17 protein-coding genes, 1 other RNA gene and 1 pseudogene are annotated in these 15476 nt (G+C 28.7%); 10 read left to right on the top strand and 9 right to left on the bottom strand.

Annotated features, from left to right (window positions below; translation table 11 throughout):
* Positions 1-81 precede the first annotated feature (81 nt).
* Together AVANS14531_RS09240 and AVANS14531_RS05155 are read left to right on the top strand one after the other, a co-directional pair.
* Positions 82-585: pseudogene (locus AVANS14531_RS09240) on the top strand (methyl-accepting chemotaxis protein); the annotation flags it as partial.
* A 12-nt stretch (positions 586-597) separates the two neighbouring features.
* The gene (locus AVANS14531_RS05155; RefSeq protein ID WP_239818347.1) at positions 598-747 is read left to right on the top strand and encodes a hypothetical protein; all 150 of its coding nucleotides are present in this window, start codon (positions 598-600) and stop codon (positions 745-747) included.
* A 510-nt stretch (positions 748-1257) separates the two neighbouring features.
* Here the strand turns inward: AVANS14531_RS05155 and AVANS14531_RS05150 are convergent.
* From AVANS14531_RS05150 to AVANS14531_RS05135, 4 genes are all read right to left on the bottom strand, one after another.
* Positions 1258-1887: a histidine phosphatase family protein gene (locus AVANS14531_RS05150; RefSeq protein WP_336611570.1), complete on the bottom strand. Its 630-nt coding sequence runs from the start codon at positions 1885-1887 to the stop codon at positions 1258-1260.
* Positions 1880-3466 (bottom strand): phosphoglycerate dehydrogenase, encoded by a 1587-nt coding sequence (serA, locus tag AVANS14531_RS05145; protein ID WP_336611569.1) that lies wholly within the window; start codon positions 3464-3466, stop codon positions 1880-1882. The genes AVANS14531_RS05150 and serA overlap by 8 nt, the downstream gene beginning before the upstream one ends.
* Positions 3467-3575: 109 nt before the next feature.
* Positions 3576-4076, bottom strand: coding sequence for a hypothetical protein (locus AVANS14531_RS05140; protein ID WP_336611568.1), 501 nt, complete (start codon positions 4074-4076; stop codon positions 3576-3578).
* A gap of 45 nt (positions 4077-4121) precedes the next feature.
* The gene (locus AVANS14531_RS05135; RefSeq protein WP_336611567.1) at positions 4122-5117 is read right to left on the bottom strand and encodes a sensor histidine kinase; all 996 of its coding nucleotides are present in this window, start codon (positions 5115-5117) and stop codon (positions 4122-4124) included.
* A gap of 140 nt (positions 5118-5257) precedes the next feature.
* Here AVANS14531_RS05135 and AVANS14531_RS05130 point away from each other — a divergent pair, with 140 nt between their 5' ends.
* Together AVANS14531_RS05130 and AVANS14531_RS05125 are read left to right on the top strand one after the other, a co-directional pair.
* The gene (locus tag AVANS14531_RS05130; RefSeq protein ID WP_336611566.1) at positions 5258-5464 is read left to right on the top strand and encodes a hypothetical protein; all 207 of its coding nucleotides are present in this window, start codon (positions 5258-5260) and stop codon (positions 5462-5464) included.
* Positions 5465-5474: 10 nt separating this feature from the next.
* Positions 5475-5723, top strand: coding sequence for a hypothetical protein (locus AVANS14531_RS05125; RefSeq protein ID WP_442862399.1), 249 nt, complete (start codon positions 5475-5477; stop codon positions 5721-5723).
* 53 nt (positions 5724-5776) lie between these two features.
* On the opposite strand, the gene bcp is transcribed toward AVANS14531_RS05125, so the two are convergent.
* Together bcp and selA are read right to left on the bottom strand one after the other, a co-directional pair.
* Positions 5777-6214, bottom strand: a complete 438-nt coding sequence (gene bcp / locus AVANS14531_RS05120) for a thioredoxin-dependent thiol peroxidase (RefSeq protein WP_336611565.1) — start codon at positions 6212-6214, stop codon at positions 5777-5779.
* Positions 6214-7503, bottom strand: a complete 1290-nt coding sequence (gene selA, locus AVANS14531_RS05115; RefSeq protein WP_336611564.1) for an L-seryl-tRNA(Sec) selenium transferase — start codon at positions 7501-7503, stop codon at positions 6214-6216. Before selA ends, bcp begins: the two co-directional genes overlap by 1 nt.
* Positions 7504-7550: 47 nt before the next feature.
* Here selA and AVANS14531_RS05110 point away from each other — a divergent pair, with 47 nt between their 5' ends.
* Positions 7551-9161 carry a 4Fe-4S binding protein gene (locus AVANS14531_RS05110; RefSeq protein ID WP_336611563.1) on the top strand — a complete coding sequence of 537 codons (1611 nt, stop codon included), beginning with the start codon at positions 7551-7553 and terminating at the stop codon, positions 9159-9161.
* A gap of 1 nt (position 9162) precedes the next feature.
* Positions 9163-9846 (top strand): hypothetical protein, encoded by a 684-nt coding sequence (locus tag AVANS14531_RS05105; protein WP_239818339.1) that lies wholly within the window; start codon positions 9163-9165, stop codon positions 9844-9846.
* 40 nt (positions 9847-9886) lie between these two features.
* Here AVANS14531_RS05105 and lepA read toward each other — a convergent pair whose 3' ends face one another.
* Positions 9887-11674 (bottom strand): translation elongation factor 4, encoded by a 1788-nt coding sequence (gene lepA, locus AVANS14531_RS05100; protein WP_336611562.1) that lies wholly within the window; start codon positions 11672-11674, stop codon positions 9887-9889.
* Between the two features lie 117 nt (positions 11675-11791).
* Between lepA and fldA the strand changes: the two genes are divergently transcribed.
* From fldA to AVANS14531_RS05080, 4 genes are read left to right on the top strand one after another with little or no spacing between them, the layout of a single operon-like run.
* Positions 11792-12277 carry a flavodoxin FldA gene (gene fldA / locus AVANS14531_RS05095; RefSeq protein ID WP_239818333.1) on the top strand — a complete coding sequence of 162 codons (486 nt, stop codon included), beginning with the start codon at positions 11792-11794 and terminating at the stop codon, positions 12275-12277.
* 41 nt (positions 12278-12318) lie between these two features.
* Complete coding sequence (locus AVANS14531_RS05090) at positions 12319-13740, top strand: ABC transporter substrate-binding protein (RefSeq protein ID WP_336611561.1); 1422 nt, start codon at positions 12319-12321, stop codon at positions 13738-13740.
* Positions 13733-14452 carry an EI24 domain-containing protein gene (locus tag AVANS14531_RS05085; protein WP_336611560.1) on the top strand — a complete coding sequence of 240 codons (720 nt, stop codon included), beginning with the start codon at positions 13733-13735 and terminating at the stop codon, positions 14450-14452. Before AVANS14531_RS05090 ends, AVANS14531_RS05085 begins: the two co-directional genes overlap by 8 nt.
* A 53-nt stretch (positions 14453-14505) precedes the next feature.
* The gene (locus tag AVANS14531_RS05080; protein WP_239818330.1) at positions 14506-14697 is read left to right on the top strand and encodes a hypothetical protein; all 192 of its coding nucleotides are present in this window, start codon (positions 14506-14508) and stop codon (positions 14695-14697) included.
* A gap of 82 nt (positions 14698-14779) precedes the next feature.
* Here AVANS14531_RS05080 and ssrA read toward each other — a convergent pair.
* Positions 14780-15132, bottom strand: a transfer-messenger RNA (tmRNA) gene (ssrA, locus tag AVANS14531_RS05075).
* A 39-nt stretch (positions 15133-15171) separates the two neighbouring features.
* A complete protein-coding gene (locus AVANS14531_RS05070) occupies positions 15172-15342 on the bottom strand; it encodes a hypothetical protein (protein WP_336611559.1) in 171 nt (56 codons plus the stop codon).
* Between the last annotated feature and the right edge of the window lie 134 nt (positions 15343-15476).

Genomic DNA, 15476 nt, shown 5'->3' with positions numbered 1-15476 from the left:
AATCATAGTGCAGATATAGAAAGCTCACTAGCTAGTAAGATAGAGCAATTAAGCCGTGATGCTGATAATGTTAAATCTATTTTAGAAATAATTAACGATGTTGCTGATCAAACAAACTTATTAGCATTAAATGCTGCTATTGAAGCAGCTCGTGCAGGAGAGCATGGACGTGGCTTTGCGGTAGTTGCTGATGAAGTAAGAAGCCTTGCTGAAAGAACTCAAAAGAGTTTAAGTGAAATTAATGCAACAATTAGCGTTATAGTTCAAGGCATTAAAGATGCAAGCGAGCAAATGAGTAGTAATTCAGCAGAAATTAGCAAACTAACCCAAGTAGCAAGCAATACTCAAGAAACCATTAATGAAATGGGAAGAGTAATGAGTGAAGCTGTTAAGATTAGTGAATCTACCGTGAATGATTATTTAAATACAAGCAAAGATATGAGCGATATCTTAAGCGGTGTAAATAATATGAATACAATCACTAATGAAAACGCAAGAAGCGTTGAAGAAATAGCAGGTGCAGCAAATCATCTAAGCGAAATGACAGAGCAGCTAAACAAAAAACTAAATGAGTTTAGAACTTGATAAGGATTTGTTATGGATTTTTTAGATTCTTTAAAGCAAATTAAAAGCGACATTAAAGAAAACGAAAAGAAAAAAGAACAAGAAGCTGAACTTGCAAAAATAAAAGCAAAAGAACAAGAATTAATGAACGAATTCTTAGAATACATGAAAGACTTAAAATAAGCCCTTTTTATAAAGGGCTTACCTATTAAAACAATAAAAACAAATTCCTATTTCAAATTCTTTGATTTTTCAATGTAATTTCTAAATAAATTCAAATGGAATTTGAATTCGGAATTTCAAGTGTTTTTATTTAGTTTTTATAATCTAATTTAAATATTTTTTAAATTATCTTAGAAGAAAGCAGAAGGTCTTAAATTGCCAACTCAAACCTTACCCCCGCTTTTTTTCCTAAAAACCCCATACCAACAACGCAACTGAAAGCAAAATTTGTCTAAAATCCATAACCCTTTTTCGCTTACGCTTATAAAAAGCTCAAATGATTTCTTAACAGCAATTTTCCTTTATTTTATGTAATTTTACTCTGCAAAATTACACTGAAATTCCTATTTCAAATTCCTTGATTTTTATCAAATGATTTTATAAAAATAATTATTTAAAAGCTTTGTAAAGATTAAAATAAATATAAATTTCCTATTTCAAATTATAAGAATTTGAAATAGGAATTAGAGTTTATAAACCTTTTTGGATTTCGTCTGTAAATAAATATCCTAAATGGCTTGTATTATTTAAGGTTATAATTTTTGTAAAATCCTTTGAAAGCTCTAAGACATTTATACAAGTATTATCTTGAGTTATATTCCAAAACGAACTAAGCTCTAAGCCTAAAACATAAGCAAGCAATACCTTATTAACAGCATCATGAGCAAATACAGCAATAGTTTTTCCATCATATTTTGCTAAATACTCATCTAAAGCAAGTTTTACTCTAGCTAAAATATCATCTAAGCTCTCTCCATTAGGCATTTTTACTAAATGCGGAGCATTCTTCCAAAGTCTTAATAAATCTTCATCAATTTCGCTTGATAATTTGCCTTCCCAAGTGCCGTGATTAATCTCTAGTAATCTTTCATCTTTTAGCACTTCTAAATCATGATATTTTGCACTTTTACAAGCTGTCTCATAAGCTCTTTTAAGAGGACTTGCAATAAAATAATCAATCTTTAAAGGCTTTAAAGCAAGAGCAAGTTTGCTTGCTTGCTCTTCTCCCAAAGAGCTTAAATCAGTATCAATTTGCCCTTGGTATCTGCCTTCTTTATTCCAGTTTGTTTGTCCATGTCTAAGTAATATTAGCTTAATCATCGCAAATCTCACTGCAATCAATTATCTTAACCCCATGAACTCCTGCTAATTCACAAAGCTTTTTATAATCATTCTTTAAAGGCTTTTTATTAACGCTAATTGCCATGATATTTTCGCCACTTACATGGGTTTTGCTAACTTGCATGCTAAGAATATTTATACCAGCAACACCTAAAATAGTTCCGATTTGTCCTATCATACCAGGCACGTTATCGTGTGGAACTAAAAGCAGCACTCCAGTAGGTTCAAACTTAATCTCATAATCATCAATTCCACTAACATAAGCACTCTTATCGCTCATTAAAGCACCTTTTATTTCATGCTCTCCTAATTCGCTTACGATTTTTACTTTTATTTGATTATTTACTTCATCGCTTTTTTGCTCTATTAGGCTAATTCCCCTACTTTGAGCTAAAACAGGTGCGTTAACCATATTTACTTTTTCTTGCAAAATAGAATTAAGTAGTCCCGTAAGCATTACTTGACTTAAAGCCCTAGTATCTAGCTCTTTAAACATATTTGAATATTCAATATAAACTTGTTTTATAGCTGAATTACTAACTTCACAAGCGATAAATCCTAAAGCTTTTACTAGATTAAAATAAGGCTTAATTTTATTTAGCATTTCAGGGCTAACTGGCACGGCATTTAATGCACTGGCAACTAATTCACCATTTAAAGCATCTTTAATAGCAATTGCTACATCAACGGCTACGCCTTCTTGAGCTTCAATTGTAGATGCTCCTAAATGTGGAGTTAGAACAACATTATCTAGCGTTGTAATTTCGTGATTTCCTAGTGGCTCATTAGGAAATACATCAAGTGCAGCTCCTGCAACTCTGCCATCCTTTAAAGCCTTTGTTAAATCATCAATATTAATACATTCACCCCTTGCAGCATTAATAATTCTTACGCCTTTTTTCATCTTTGTTATGCTTTTTTCATTTATCATTTCTTTTGTTTCATCGGTTAATGGCAAGTGTAAGGTAATAAAATCAGCATTAGCAAAAACCTCATCTAATTCACATTTTTTAACTTGAATTTGTTCTGCTCTTTCATGGCTTAAATATGGATCATATCCAATAACTTTCATTCCAAAAGCTTGAGCTCTAGCAGCAACCCCTGCTCCAATTCTTCCTAATCCTAAAACGCCTAAGGTTTTATCCTTTAGCTCAATTCCTACGAAGCTTTTTCTATCCCATAAGCCATTTTTAATACTTGCATGAGCGTTTGGAATCATTCTTGCAAGACTTAGCATTAATGCCATTGTATGCTCTGTCGCTGCATTTGTATTGCCGTTTGGTGCATTTACTACTATTACACCTTTTTTAGTAGCTGCTTTAATGTCAATATTATCAACCCCAACACCAGCTCTTCCGATTACTTTTAATCTATTTGCGTGTTCAAGCACTTTTTCTGTGATTTTAGTAGCACTTCTAAGAATTATCGCATCAGTATCAACAACTGCTTTTAATAATTCTTCTTCACTAATTTTAGGGATTGCAATTACTTTGCAATCTTTTTCTAAAATCTTTGTAGCTAATTCGCTAACCCCATCTAAAACCAAAATCTTATTCATCTACTCTCCTTTAAAATAAAAATTCTATTCTAGCAATAATTTTAAAGCTTTGATTAATTAAATAAGATTATTTATGTATTTTTTAAATTCCTATTTCAAATTCTTCAAACTAAACTTTAAAATCCACTATATTTCCACCAAGTTTAATAATCTCATCATTTATTAAATCTATTGTTTTATTAAGCGTATCTTCTAAAGCTTTGCTTAAGCCTATTAGCTTTCTTGCTTCATTAAAGCTATTAATTACTCCGATTCTTCCTTGATATAATTTATCTAAATCATTGTCTGAATTAGATATTACATATTCAGCTATTTTCTTGCTTGTAGCCTCAACATCAAAATTAGGCTTAGCTGGATTAATAACCTCATCTTTATTTATTATTTCATAATATTTATTCATGTTAAGATTTAGATTTGAAATAATTGCTTGATTTTGAATGCTTGATTTTTCTTCATTAAAACCTAAGCTTGAAAACACATAAGCATTCATCAAATCATCGCTATTTATATGAGAAATATTATTTCCAACTACATCTATTCCTGCTTTTTTAAAGCTATTGCTTATAAAGTCTTTTGCATCGTTAATCGTGTTAATGTTATTTATTTTCATTGTATTCTCCTTGCAATAAAAAAATCGGAAAATACTCATTAACCTTTATAATTCTATATTAAAACTTTTTGGCTCATCAAGATAATAAATCTTTGCATTATGTGCGGTGCAAATCTGTTTGCAAAGCGCTAAACCTAAGCCATTGCCTTTAAGTTTCGTAGTATTAAATGCTTCAAATAAATTAGCTTGATTTGTGATTTTTTCACCACTATCAAAAACGCTAATTTTATAAATATCATCGTATTTTTTGCCTATGATTTTTATACTTCCGCTTTCTTCACAAGCATCAACAGCGTTATAAATAAGATTACTTAAAACTAAAGTTAATAATGATTTATCAGCATTTATAACAAAGGGCTCAAAATAGCATTCACTAAGGATTATTTCATCATTTTTATTGTAATTATTAAAGACATTTAAGCATTCGTCATTTAATTCTTCTAAATTAAACTCATATTTATTTAGTTTAAAGCCACGGGTAAAGAGTAAGGTACTTTCAATTATTCGCTCAACCCTTTTAATTGCATCTTGCATTTGCAAAACTATATGCTTATTTTTAAGCTCAACCTTGCTAAATAGCACACCCGCTAAAAGTGAAACTGAGCCTATAGGATTTCTAATTTCATGAGCAAGATTTGCTGCAACTTGCCCCATAGAAACAAGCCTTTCATCTCGTTTTTCTTTAGTGATATTTGTAGCCATTATTAGGAGTTTATCGGCGTAATTGATTGATTTTATTTGATAAAAATTATTTAAAAATTCTAATTCATAATGCTCTTTACTAAGATCAATTTGCTTAAATAATTCATCATTTGCAAGCTTATTTTTTACTATTAGATTTTTATTTTCATCTAAGACCCAAATAGCACTTGGCAAAACTTCTATAATCTCATTTATCATTAGCATTAAACTATCATAAGAAGTTTTAAGTGCTTTATATTCGTTTTCTACCACATAAGTTTGCTCAATTAATGCCTTTAGCCCATCAGCAAAACTCTGCTTATCCGATAAATCTAAACTATCTAAGATATTTTTATTCATAAAAGTCCTTTAATTTTTTAATTATCTTAGCAGTTTTTATAAAAACAAAAGGAATTTGAAATATGAATTTGGTATTATATTTTCATATAATTTAAATAAAATTTATAGAAATATTTAAAAATTATTTAAAAAATGAGAAAATGGCAACAATTATGGAAAAAGATGTTTTATTAGAATATGCAAGTTTTGGGTATTTAACTGATGATGAAACCGAAGAAGGAGAGCAAGATTTAATTAAAATGCACGAAATAAAGGAATGGCTATATTCTACTGATGAAGAAGATATAGATTTTGAAAATACTAAGGAACAAATAAAAAATTTAAGGCAAAAATATGAAAAACAATAAAGGAGAAATGATGAAAAATTATCAAGAGTCAAATTCACTAAAAGAAAGCTTAGAAATTTTAAAAAGATATAAAAATGATGTGAGTAAAGAAGACTATGAGGATATAAAAGGTATTATAGGTAACCACGCAATAGAAAATTCATACGCTGATGAATTAGATATTATCGCATTAGTTAAACAATCTGTTTATGGTTTAAGTGCTGATGAAATTATAGCTGAATATAAAGAAAAAGGTTATGTTGATTATGAAAGAAAATAAAATATAAATTATATTTATTTTTTTTGATTTTAGCCATTAAGGCTAAAATCTAATTATTTTTCTAACAAATCTTTCGTAAGTCTTGCAGCAAAGCCTGTTGCTTTATGATTGTGGTATTCTTTTATGATTTCGCCGTTTTCATCAAGCACAAAACAAGAGCGAATAAGCCCTTCATATTCTTTGCCATAATTTTTCTTAATTCCCCAAGCGCCAAATAATTTAGCCACTTCTTTATTCTCATCGCTTAATAAAATCTGATTTAGATTATAATCATTCTTAAATTTCGCTAATTTTTCGCACTTATCAGGGCTAATTCCAATTAACACATAGCCATTATCAAGCAATCTATCATAATTCTCGCTTAACTCACAATTTTGCTTAGTACAACCTGGAGTAAAAGCCTTTGGATAGAAAAATACTATCACCTTTTTACCACGAAAATCACTTAAATTAATAGCAACTTCATCTTGATTTAATAACGAAAATTCCATTATTTCTCCTTAAAAACTTCTTTAATTATTTTTGCTAAGCATTCTAATTGACTAGGTAAAACGCTTCTTAAATCAATTATCACGCTATCTTTATCATAATTAGTCACTACACCTTTATCTAAAAGCTCTTTTATTTTGCCTTTATTAGCCTTAATTTTTAAAGCATAGCCATTTAATAACTTATCAGGCATTGAGCCACCCCCCACAAGGCTCTTGCTCTCTATTATTTCGCCAAAACCAATTAGCTCTTGTAAGGTTTTTGCCTTAGCTAAAACATCTTGCTTTTTATCATTTATTAATGCTAGGCTAGGCAATCTTTTATAATCTTTTTCTAAATAGTTTTGCACTGCACGAGTTAGCATTAAAAGGCTAGTTTTATTTAGTCTAAACATTCTTAAAAGCTGATTTTTGCGAAGTCTTTCAATTAAATATTTTTTACCTAAAATTATCCCTGCTTGAGTGCTTGCAAATAGCTTATCCCCACTAAAAGAGATTAAACTAATACCATTTGCTATTAGGCTTTTTAGACTTGGCTCACCTTTTAGGCTATCATTTATACAATCTGTATAGCCACTTCCTAAGTCATAATAAAATATTTTTTCATTTTTAATGGCTAAATTATTTAAGGTAATTACATCAACTTCTTCGCTAAAACCACCTATATAGAAGTTTGACTTATGAGTTTTAAGTATCATTGCAGCGTTTTCTAATTCGTTTTCATAATCTCTTAAATTAGTTTTATTTGTTGTACCTACTTCAATAAGCCTTGCACCGCTTTCACGCATCACTTCACTTACTCTAAATCCACCACCGATTTCTACTAATTCAGCTCTACTTGTAATTACTCCTTCGTTTTTACCTAAGGTATTTAATACTAAAAATACAGCAGCAGCGTTATTATTAACCACCAAAGCATCTTCGCAACCAAATAAGATTTTTAAAAGATTTCTTAGATATTCATCTCTTTTTCCACGAGAATTAGTTCCTAAATCAAATTCCAAATTAATATTATTAGTATGAAAATCCTTAAGCCACATAAAATCTTCTTCACTAATTAAAGCACGACCTAAGTTAGTATGTAGCACTACTCCTGTTGCATTTATTAAAACTTTTGGAGCTTTTAATAAGGCTTGATTAATTCTTTTGTCAAGTTCGTTGAGTATCATTTCATAAGTTTGTTCTTTATTAGCAATTCTTAGTTCTGCTATTAGCTCTTTTGCTAAAGCACTTACTAGATAACTTGGTTTATCATTAAAGGCATTAATTAATTTAGATATTTGGGGTAACATAGATATTCCTTAAATATTTTTTAAAATACTAGCAAGGAAAGGTAAAGATGAAAGAGTTTGCATATTTAAAAAAAGCTGATTTTATAAATGATTTAGGCTCACAAATAAAGCTTATAGAAACTTCAACAAGTGAGAAATTTCTAGTAGCAAACGATAAGGCAATAAATGCTTTAATATATGCACCAGAGATTGATTTTTATATAAACAATACAAAAGATTTTAATTTAGAAAAATTAAATAAATTATATGAAGCAAGAGCTATTAATTATGATTATTCAAATGAGATTAATTTATATGCAAAGATAGATAAAAGAATTTGCATTTTATTTGATGATGAAGAGCTTAAAAATAAGCTTACTGATAATGGATTTAAGGCAATTTGTGTTAAGGAATTTGAATTCGTATATGGTGGCATTGGCTCACTTGTAATAGTTACTAAAGCTGGTGAAATAGATTGTGATTTGGCTATTTCAAACGATGATTTAGAAAATCACGCAGTAATTAAAAATGATGAGTTTTTGTTAGAAAAATTAAACTCATTAACAGGAAATATAAGCTTTGTTAGAAAAATTGAGTTTAACTCAAGCTTATGCCAACTTGATGGGCGTAGGAGCGAGCATTGTGGCTGGTGCGTAGATGCGTGCCCTAGTGTTGCACTTGCAAGTGATGATAATAAAATAATCTTAAGTGAAATAGATTGTATAAATTGTGCTAAATGTGTTAGTGTATGTCCAACAAATGCGCTTGAGTTTTGTGAGTTTAATAAAGATTGCATAAAAGAAATTAGCAAAATCTATAAAAACGAACAAATAATAATCACTGATGATTATCAAAATAATATTGATTTAAAACACTTTTTACCTTTTAATATTCCTTTAAATTTGCTTGATGAATTAATATTAATGCATTTAATAAATACAACCTGTAAAAGCATTGTAATTATTGGAAAAATTAGCGAATTTCTAGCAGAAAAAATCAAACTTGTAAATGATATTATCTTTGCAATTACTGGTAAAATTGCTATTTATACAAATATTAGCCTTGATGAAGTTTCTAGTGAATTAGTAAGCGAATTTCACTCAAGTGAAAGTAATTTTAGATTAAATAAAAGAGAGCTTTTTGGACTTAAAATCTCTTCAATGTTGCAAGGTGCAAATAAAGGTGAAGTAAATGCAAAAAATTATGCAAAAATTAGCATAGATGAGAGCAAATGCACCTTATGTGCTTCGTGTGCAGGTGCGTGTAACACTAACGCGATTTTAGCTGATAGCAAGACTAATTCTATTATTTTTAATGCTTCACTATGCACTAGCTGTGGATATTGCGTAAGCTCATGCGCTGAAAAAGATACTATCTTTATGCAAAATGATATTTTAGAGCTAAATCCAGCTAGTTTTACTCATCAAACTTTAGCTCGTGATGAATTATTTGCCTGTATTGAATGCGGAAAAGAATTCGCAACTAAAAAATCAATTGATAAAATCGTAGGTATTTTAGGAGCTACTTTTAGTGCTGATATAACGAAAAAATATTCATTATATTGCTGTGCTGATTGTAAGGCTAAAATAATGATGCTAAAACAAGCTCAAGTTTTTGAAGATAGCGATAATTTCTTCGCTCCATTGAAAGAAAAATTAAATAATTTTTTAAAGGTGTAATATGAACGCAGAATTAAATATAACTAGGTCTTATTTTTATGAATTTTGTGCTAGAGCATTAAGCTTTATGAATGAAAGTGATTTTAATATTTTAAGAGAACAAGCTAAGTTTTTTTATGATAATTTAGATGATTTACAAGATGATTTTAAAGCTATTTTAGATAGCGATTATGCTACTTATAAAGATGAGCAAAATGCTGTTTTTTATGATTTTTCTTATGTAAATGTGCCAACTGATGCGAGTTTTTATGATGAAGGCCGTGATAATGGCAAAATGAGAATAATTACAACAGGTATTTTAAAAAGAGCTAACTTAGTAAAAAATGAAAATATGAGCGATAATGAAGATAGTATGAATTTTTTATTTTTCTTAGGTAGTGTTTTATGCAAAAGCAATGATGAATTATGTAATGAATTATTTTCAAGAGTTATAAATGAAGTTGTAGATGAATTTTGCGAGAAATTAGCACAACATAAAGGTTCAAAACTTTATATAAATATATCTAATATAATTTCATATTTAGTGCAAATTGAAAGAGCTTTTTATGGCATAAATGCACCTATTAAAAAGCAATCAGTTGCTGATATTGCTTTACAAAGAATTCCTTATGAGCCAAGACTTCCAACTGAGTTTTCTAAAATAAATATGAGTGAATTAACAAGCTTTAAAGAAAATATTGAATAACCTGTTTCAAATCAAGAATTTGAAACAGGAATTAAAGATTTTAATCAATCTTTAAAATACTTAAGAATGCTTCTTGTGGTAAGCTAACTTTACCAATAGCTTTCATACGCTTTTTACCTTCTTTTTGCTTTTCAAGAAGCTTTCTTTTTCTAGTAATATCACCGCCGTAACACTTAGCAGTAACATTTTTACCCATTGATTTTACATTCTCACGAGCTATGATTTTATTTCCGATACTTGCTTGAATTGCAACTTCAAATAATTGTCTTGGAACTATTTCTTTCATAGCAGCTACCAAATCTCTTCCTTTGCTTAAAGCCTTTTGATTTGGCACTATGATACTTAGAGCATCGACAGCTTCACCTGCTACTCTTATATCAAGCTTTACTAAATCCCCTACTCTATAATCGCAAAATTCATAATCAAAACTCGCATAGCCTTTAGTTAAAGATTTTAGCCTATCGTAAAAATCCATAATAATTTCATTCATAGGTATATCGTATTCAAGTAAAACTCTACTTTCTGTTATATAATCCATTTTTGTTTGAATTCCGCGACGATTATTTAAAAGTGTTATTAAATTACCTAAGAATTCACTAGGAGTTATTATTGTTGCTTTTACATAAGGCTCTTTAATGTGATCAATCTTATTTACCGGCGGTAAATCGCTTGGATTTTGGATATTTAATATAGTTCCATCTGTTAAATTTACTTCATAAGTAACGCTTGGAGCAGTTGCTATTAAATCTAAATTAAACTCACGCTCTAAACGCTCTTTTATAACTTCCATATGTAAAAGCCCTAAAAACCCTACCCTAAAGCCAAACCCTAAAGCTAAAGAAGTCTCAGGTTCATAAGAAATTGAACTATCGTTTAATTTTAACTTATCTAAAGCATCTCTTAAATCTTCAAATTTATCAGTATCAATAGGATAAATTCCTGCAAAAACAAAAGCCTTTGCCTTAGCAAAACCTTCAATTGGCTCAACGGCTTTATCCTTTGCTAAAGTTATTGTATCTCCTACGCTAATTGCTGCAATATCTTTAAGACCTAAAACAACAATCCCTACTTCACCTGCTTTAATACTATCTGTTTGCATAGGATTTAGTGGATGTGGATAGCGTAAATCTAATACACTATGTTTTACTCCTTCGTGCATTAAATATATTTCATCGTTTTTCTTAATCTCTCCATCTCTTACTCTAACTAAAGCTAAAGCTCCTAAATAACTATCAAACCAACTATCATAAATTAAAGCTTTTAATTTATTAGCCTTGCTTATAGGTGCTGGAATTCTTTCGCAAATTGCTTGTAATAATTCATTAATTCCAATTCCTGATTTTGCACTAACTTCTATTGCGTTAGAGCAATCAATTCCTATGATATGCTCAATTTCATCCTTTACCCTTTGCGGGTTTGCTGCAGGAAGGTCAATTTTATTAATTACAGGAATTATTTCTAAATCATGTTCAAGTGCCATATAAACATTAGCAATAGTTTGAGCTTGAACACCTTGAGAAGCATCAACTACAAGCAAAGCACCTTCGCAACTAGCAAGACTACGGCTAACCTCATAAGAAAAATCCACGTGACCTGGAGTGTCAATTAGATTTAAAATATAATTTTCATTGTTATAAACATAATTTAATCTCACTGATTGAGCTTTTATTGTTATTCCACGCTCTTTTTCTATATCCATAGTATCCATTACTTGCTTACTCATTTTGCGTTGTTCTATCGCATTACAAGTTGTAATCAAGCAATCTGCTAAAGTGCTTTTACCATGGTCAATATGAGCTATTATTGAAAAGTTTCTTATATTACGCATTTTTAAATCTCTTTACCTTAATTAAATATCAAGTGAAAAAATAATTAGTCTTGGTTAATGATTAACAATAATTTCAAATGGTAAAATTAGCTTCGCAAATCAAATTAAGGAGAAAATATGTCAGTAGCAGTAGTTTTCGGAAGTGCTATGGGAAATACAGAAGGTGCAGCAGAAAAAATCGCTGAAGCTTTAGGAGCAGAATTATTAAACATTGCTGATGTTGATGCTGATAAACTAAATAGTTTTGATAAATTAGTATGCGGAACTTCAACTTGGGGAAGCGGTGATTTACAAGATGATTGGGAAAGCTTTGATTTTAGCGGATTAAACTTAGCTGGTAAAACTGTAGCTGTATTTGGTATGGGCGATAGCTCAAGCTACTCAGATACATTCTGCGGTGGTATGGGTAAATTAGCTGCAGCTTTAAAAGAAGCTGGTGCAAATCTAGTTGGTTCAGTTTCTACTGATGGTTATGATTTTGAAGATTCAGAAGCAGTAGTTGATGGAAAATTTGTAGGTCTTGCATTAGATAATGACAATCAAGAAGATTTAACTGATGAAAGAATTGCAAATTGGGTAGCACAAATTAAGGCTAATTTCTAATTATAAAATAGCAAGTTTATCTTGCTATTTTAAGGTTTTTGATGAAAAAAGTTTTAATTTTTCTTTTAATTTTTATTTCAAACAATCTATTAGCTGATTTAATAAAAGTAGCAATCAAAAATCCTCCTACAAACATAAACCCTATATATAATCCAAACAATGATGTTGTAAAATTATTATATTCTGGACTATTTTATAAAAATAATAATCAAGAATTAGTCCCTGCATTAATAACTTCTTATAAAGTTAGTAATGATAAATTAAAATATGAATTTAAACTTCAAAAAGGCTTATATTTTATAAAAAATAATGTAAATTATGGAGAATTCAGTGCCGAAGATGTAAAAATAACCTATGATACCATCAAAAATAAATTATACAATTCTTCTTACGAACAATTTTATAATAATATTTTAGATATTAATATAATAGATAAATACACTATAGAATTTGTTTTAAAAAGTCCAGATAGTGATTTTTTAAATAATCTTACTTTAGGCATAATGTCTAAAAATGCCTTGATTAAATATGGTTTAAGTTGGTTTAATACTGATGCAATAGGTCTTGGTACTTATCACTTAAAACAATATAGTAACGAACAAATAGTATTGATAAAAAATCAAAATGCTATATTAAAACCAAATAATGATGGAGTGGTTCTTAAAATATATCAAAATGATGTGCAAATTAAAAACGCTTTAAATAATAACATAGTTGATGTAGGTCTTATTAATTATAAAAATCTTAAAAATATTGATGAAGATATAGAATATAAAGTATTAAAATCTACACACTCAATAGCATTAAATCTAAATAATAAAATTATTTATAATAGAAAATTACGCTATGCAATATCTCTAGCAATATGCTCAAAACAAATTTCAAATCAGTTTCCAAATCTCATAATTAGCAAATATGCAAACAATTGCAATAAAGAAGAAGCAAGAAAACTTTTAAACGAATTAGGATATTTCAAAGAAAGAAAAAGCATTGATTTAAATATTAATAAAGAAAACAATGTTAATTATTTTAAAAAGCTTGATATTCCTTTAAAATTAGAAATTTTTGTAGATAACAAAGAATATTTTAACATAGCAGAAAATATTGCAACTCAGTTAAAAGATTTTGGTATTTTAACCACTATTTTACCAAGTAGTAATGATGAATACGAAGCAAGCAAAATAATAGACATAGAATATAATCACAATATAAACTTTATTAAAATATTAAATTCCAACAAAAAAGATAAAACTCAAGCAAAAACTACTATAAATGAATTTCAAGAGAACTACTATAAAGAATTTCAAGAGCAAATTAAGTTTAATCAACCTTATATATTTTTAGTTGATTATAACTATTATTTAGCCTACTCAAAAAATGTTTTTGGTATTGATGATATGCTTGTAGGATTTAATGGAAGTGGGTTATTATCTCAAGTTATAAATTGGTATAAATATGAATAATCTTATTTTAGCAATAAAAGACTTTTTTACATTTAGATTTTTAGCATTTTCTTTTGTGCCTTTAATAGTAAGTTCATTAATATTTATCATAGTATTTAAGTTTTTTATAAATTACATAACTAACATAGATTTTAACGAAGAAGCTTTTAGTTTTTTTCTTGGTATATATATTCTACACGCTTTGCAAATACTAATATTTATATTAGGAAATGTATTTGGCGCTTATTTATCAGTTAATTTATCCATAATTTTTGCCCTAATAATTATTTCATTTTTAACACCATTAATAGTAAAAGCAATTAATTTAAAGCATTATAATTACAACAAACTAGATGAAGTTAGCTTTGGCTATACTTGTTGGATGATATTTAAATTATTTATGAAATTTGGTTTTTTATTATTTTGTGTTTTAATTTCTTATCTTATCCCGATAATTAACATATTTTCTAGCATATTTTTATTCTTTTTAATGTTTTATTTGTTTTTTAATTTATTAATGATTGATGTTGCTAGCTGTGTGTTAAATAAAAATGATTTTTTAAATTTCAACCCATTAAAATTGCAATATATTATGTGGGTTTTCTTGTTTTATTTGATTTGTAATATACCTTGGATAGGATTTTTCTTGCCTGTATTCATTGTGATTTTTTTAACCCATTTAATGTATCAAAAAGAATTGCTTGTAAAAAGCATGTTAATTGATTATAAATAAGCCTTATATTCTATTTTTTAGTAAAATATATCATATTTTTTTAAGGAGAATAAATGATTTTAAATGAAGATATGATTTGTAATGTATGTGCCTTAAGAGCGAGTGAAGATGAAAACGCTGTATTTATTAGAGCACATAAAAATCTAAAACCTATTGATATTTGCACAAGTTGTATTCCTAGTGTAATTCACGGCTCAGGAATAGTTGTAAAAAGCGATGATGAACTAATCAAAGATCTAGATTAATCCTAATTCCTAATTCAAATTCTTGAATTAGGAAATATTTTTTCTTACAAATTCTATAAAATAATATGATTTTTATAATGAATGGTGGAGTTGTGGAGATTTGAACTCCAGTCCAAAACTAGCTCAAAACCAGCGTCTACATGCTTAGTAGGCTGCTTAAATTCATTTTTACTAAGTGCAGCTTACAACTTTAGTAAAAACTAAGGCTTTTACTTCATTTAAAGCTTAGCCAAGGCTTTAAACTAGCTTGAATGATGACCCGCTAAATGCTATTACAAGCTTTAAGCATTGCAGGGCTCAACTGAACTTACGCAGCGTAAGCGTAAGCAGGAGCTAATTCTTTTTTGTTTGCGTTTAATTTTAATTTAGCGTTTAACGTAGCAACACGGCATGCAGCTAATCCCTTACTAATCCTGTCGAAACCTAATCAACCCCACTAGTAAAGCGAAGATTATAACAAAATTATATTATTTTTCAAGGTCTTATATCACTTAAAGAACCCAAAGCTTCTGTTATTATGTCTAGTTTTTTTCTTAAATCTATTTCTTCTTCGCTTAAAACAATATGATTAATATCTAAATTAACCACATTTTCTTCTTCTATTTCTTTAGCTATTACAAATTTATCAAGCTCAATTTCACCCAAATTACGAGCTATATTAAAATCTTGAGCTTTATTAAAATCTTCAGCTTTAATTTCTAACGAAGTTTTTTTTTATCTAATTCTGCATTTATTATTTTTGAATTCTTAGTCTTAAAATAAGCATTACATTTAGCTAA

It is taken from the genome of Campylobacter sp. Cr9 (assembly GCF_020138295.1).
Lineage (GTDB): Bacteria > Campylobacterota > Campylobacteria > Campylobacterales > Campylobacteraceae > Campylobacter_E.
Note: the sequence above shows the minus strand (reverse complement) of the source record. Positions and strands in the feature narration are given on the sequence as shown.

Coding starts and splice junctions, on each gene's coding strand:
- AVANS14531_RS05155 (WP_239818347.1), top strand. CDS start 598: ATGGATTTTTTAGATTCTTTAAAGCAAATTAAAAGCGACATTAAAGAA.
- AVANS14531_RS05150 (WP_336611570.1), bottom strand. CDS start 1,887: ATGATTAAGCTAATATTACTTAGACATGGACAAACAAACTGGAATAAA.
- AVANS14531_RS05080 (WP_239818330.1), top strand. CDS start 14,506: ATGATTTTAAATGAAGATATGATTTGTAATGTATGTGCCTTAAGAGCG.
- AVANS14531_RS05105 (WP_239818339.1), top strand. CDS start 9,163: ATGAACGCAGAATTAAATATAACTAGGTCTTATTTTTATGAATTTTGT.
- lepA (WP_336611562.1), bottom strand. CDS start 11,674: ATGCGTAATATAAGAAACTTTTCAATAATAGCTCATATTGACCATGGT.
- serA (WP_336611569.1), bottom strand. CDS start 3,466: ATGAATAAGATTTTGGTTTTAGATGGGGTTAGCGAATTAGCTACAAAG.
- bcp (WP_336611565.1), bottom strand. CDS start 6,214: ATGGAATTTTCGTTATTAAATCAAGATGAAGTTGCTATTAATTTAAGT.
- AVANS14531_RS05135 (WP_336611567.1), bottom strand. CDS start 5,117: ATGAATAAAAATATCTTAGATAGTTTAGATTTATCGGATAAGCAGAGT.
- AVANS14531_RS05140 (WP_336611568.1), bottom strand. CDS start 4,076: ATGAAAATAAATAACATTAACACGATTAACGATGCAAAAGACTTTATA.
- fldA (WP_239818333.1), top strand. CDS start 11,792: ATGTCAGTAGCAGTAGTTTTCGGAAGTGCTATGGGAAATACAGAAGGT.
- AVANS14531_RS05110 (WP_336611563.1), top strand. CDS start 7,551: ATGAAAGAGTTTGCATATTTAAAAAAAGCTGATTTTATAAATGATTTA.
- AVANS14531_RS05090 (WP_336611561.1), top strand. CDS start 12,319: ATGAAAAAAGTTTTAATTTTTCTTTTAATTTTTATTTCAAACAATCTA.
- AVANS14531_RS05125 (WP_442862399.1), top strand. CDS start 5,475: ATGAAAAATTATCAAGAGTCAAATTCACTAAAAGAAAGCTTAGAAATT.
- AVANS14531_RS05085 (WP_336611560.1), top strand. CDS start 13,733: ATGAATAATCTTATTTTAGCAATAAAAGACTTTTTTACATTTAGATTT.
- selA (WP_336611564.1), bottom strand. CDS start 7,503: ATGTTACCCCAAATATCTAAATTAATTAATGCCTTTAATGATAAACCA.
- AVANS14531_RS05130 (WP_336611566.1), top strand. CDS start 5,258: ATGGCAACAATTATGGAAAAAGATGTTTTATTAGAATATGCAAGTTTT.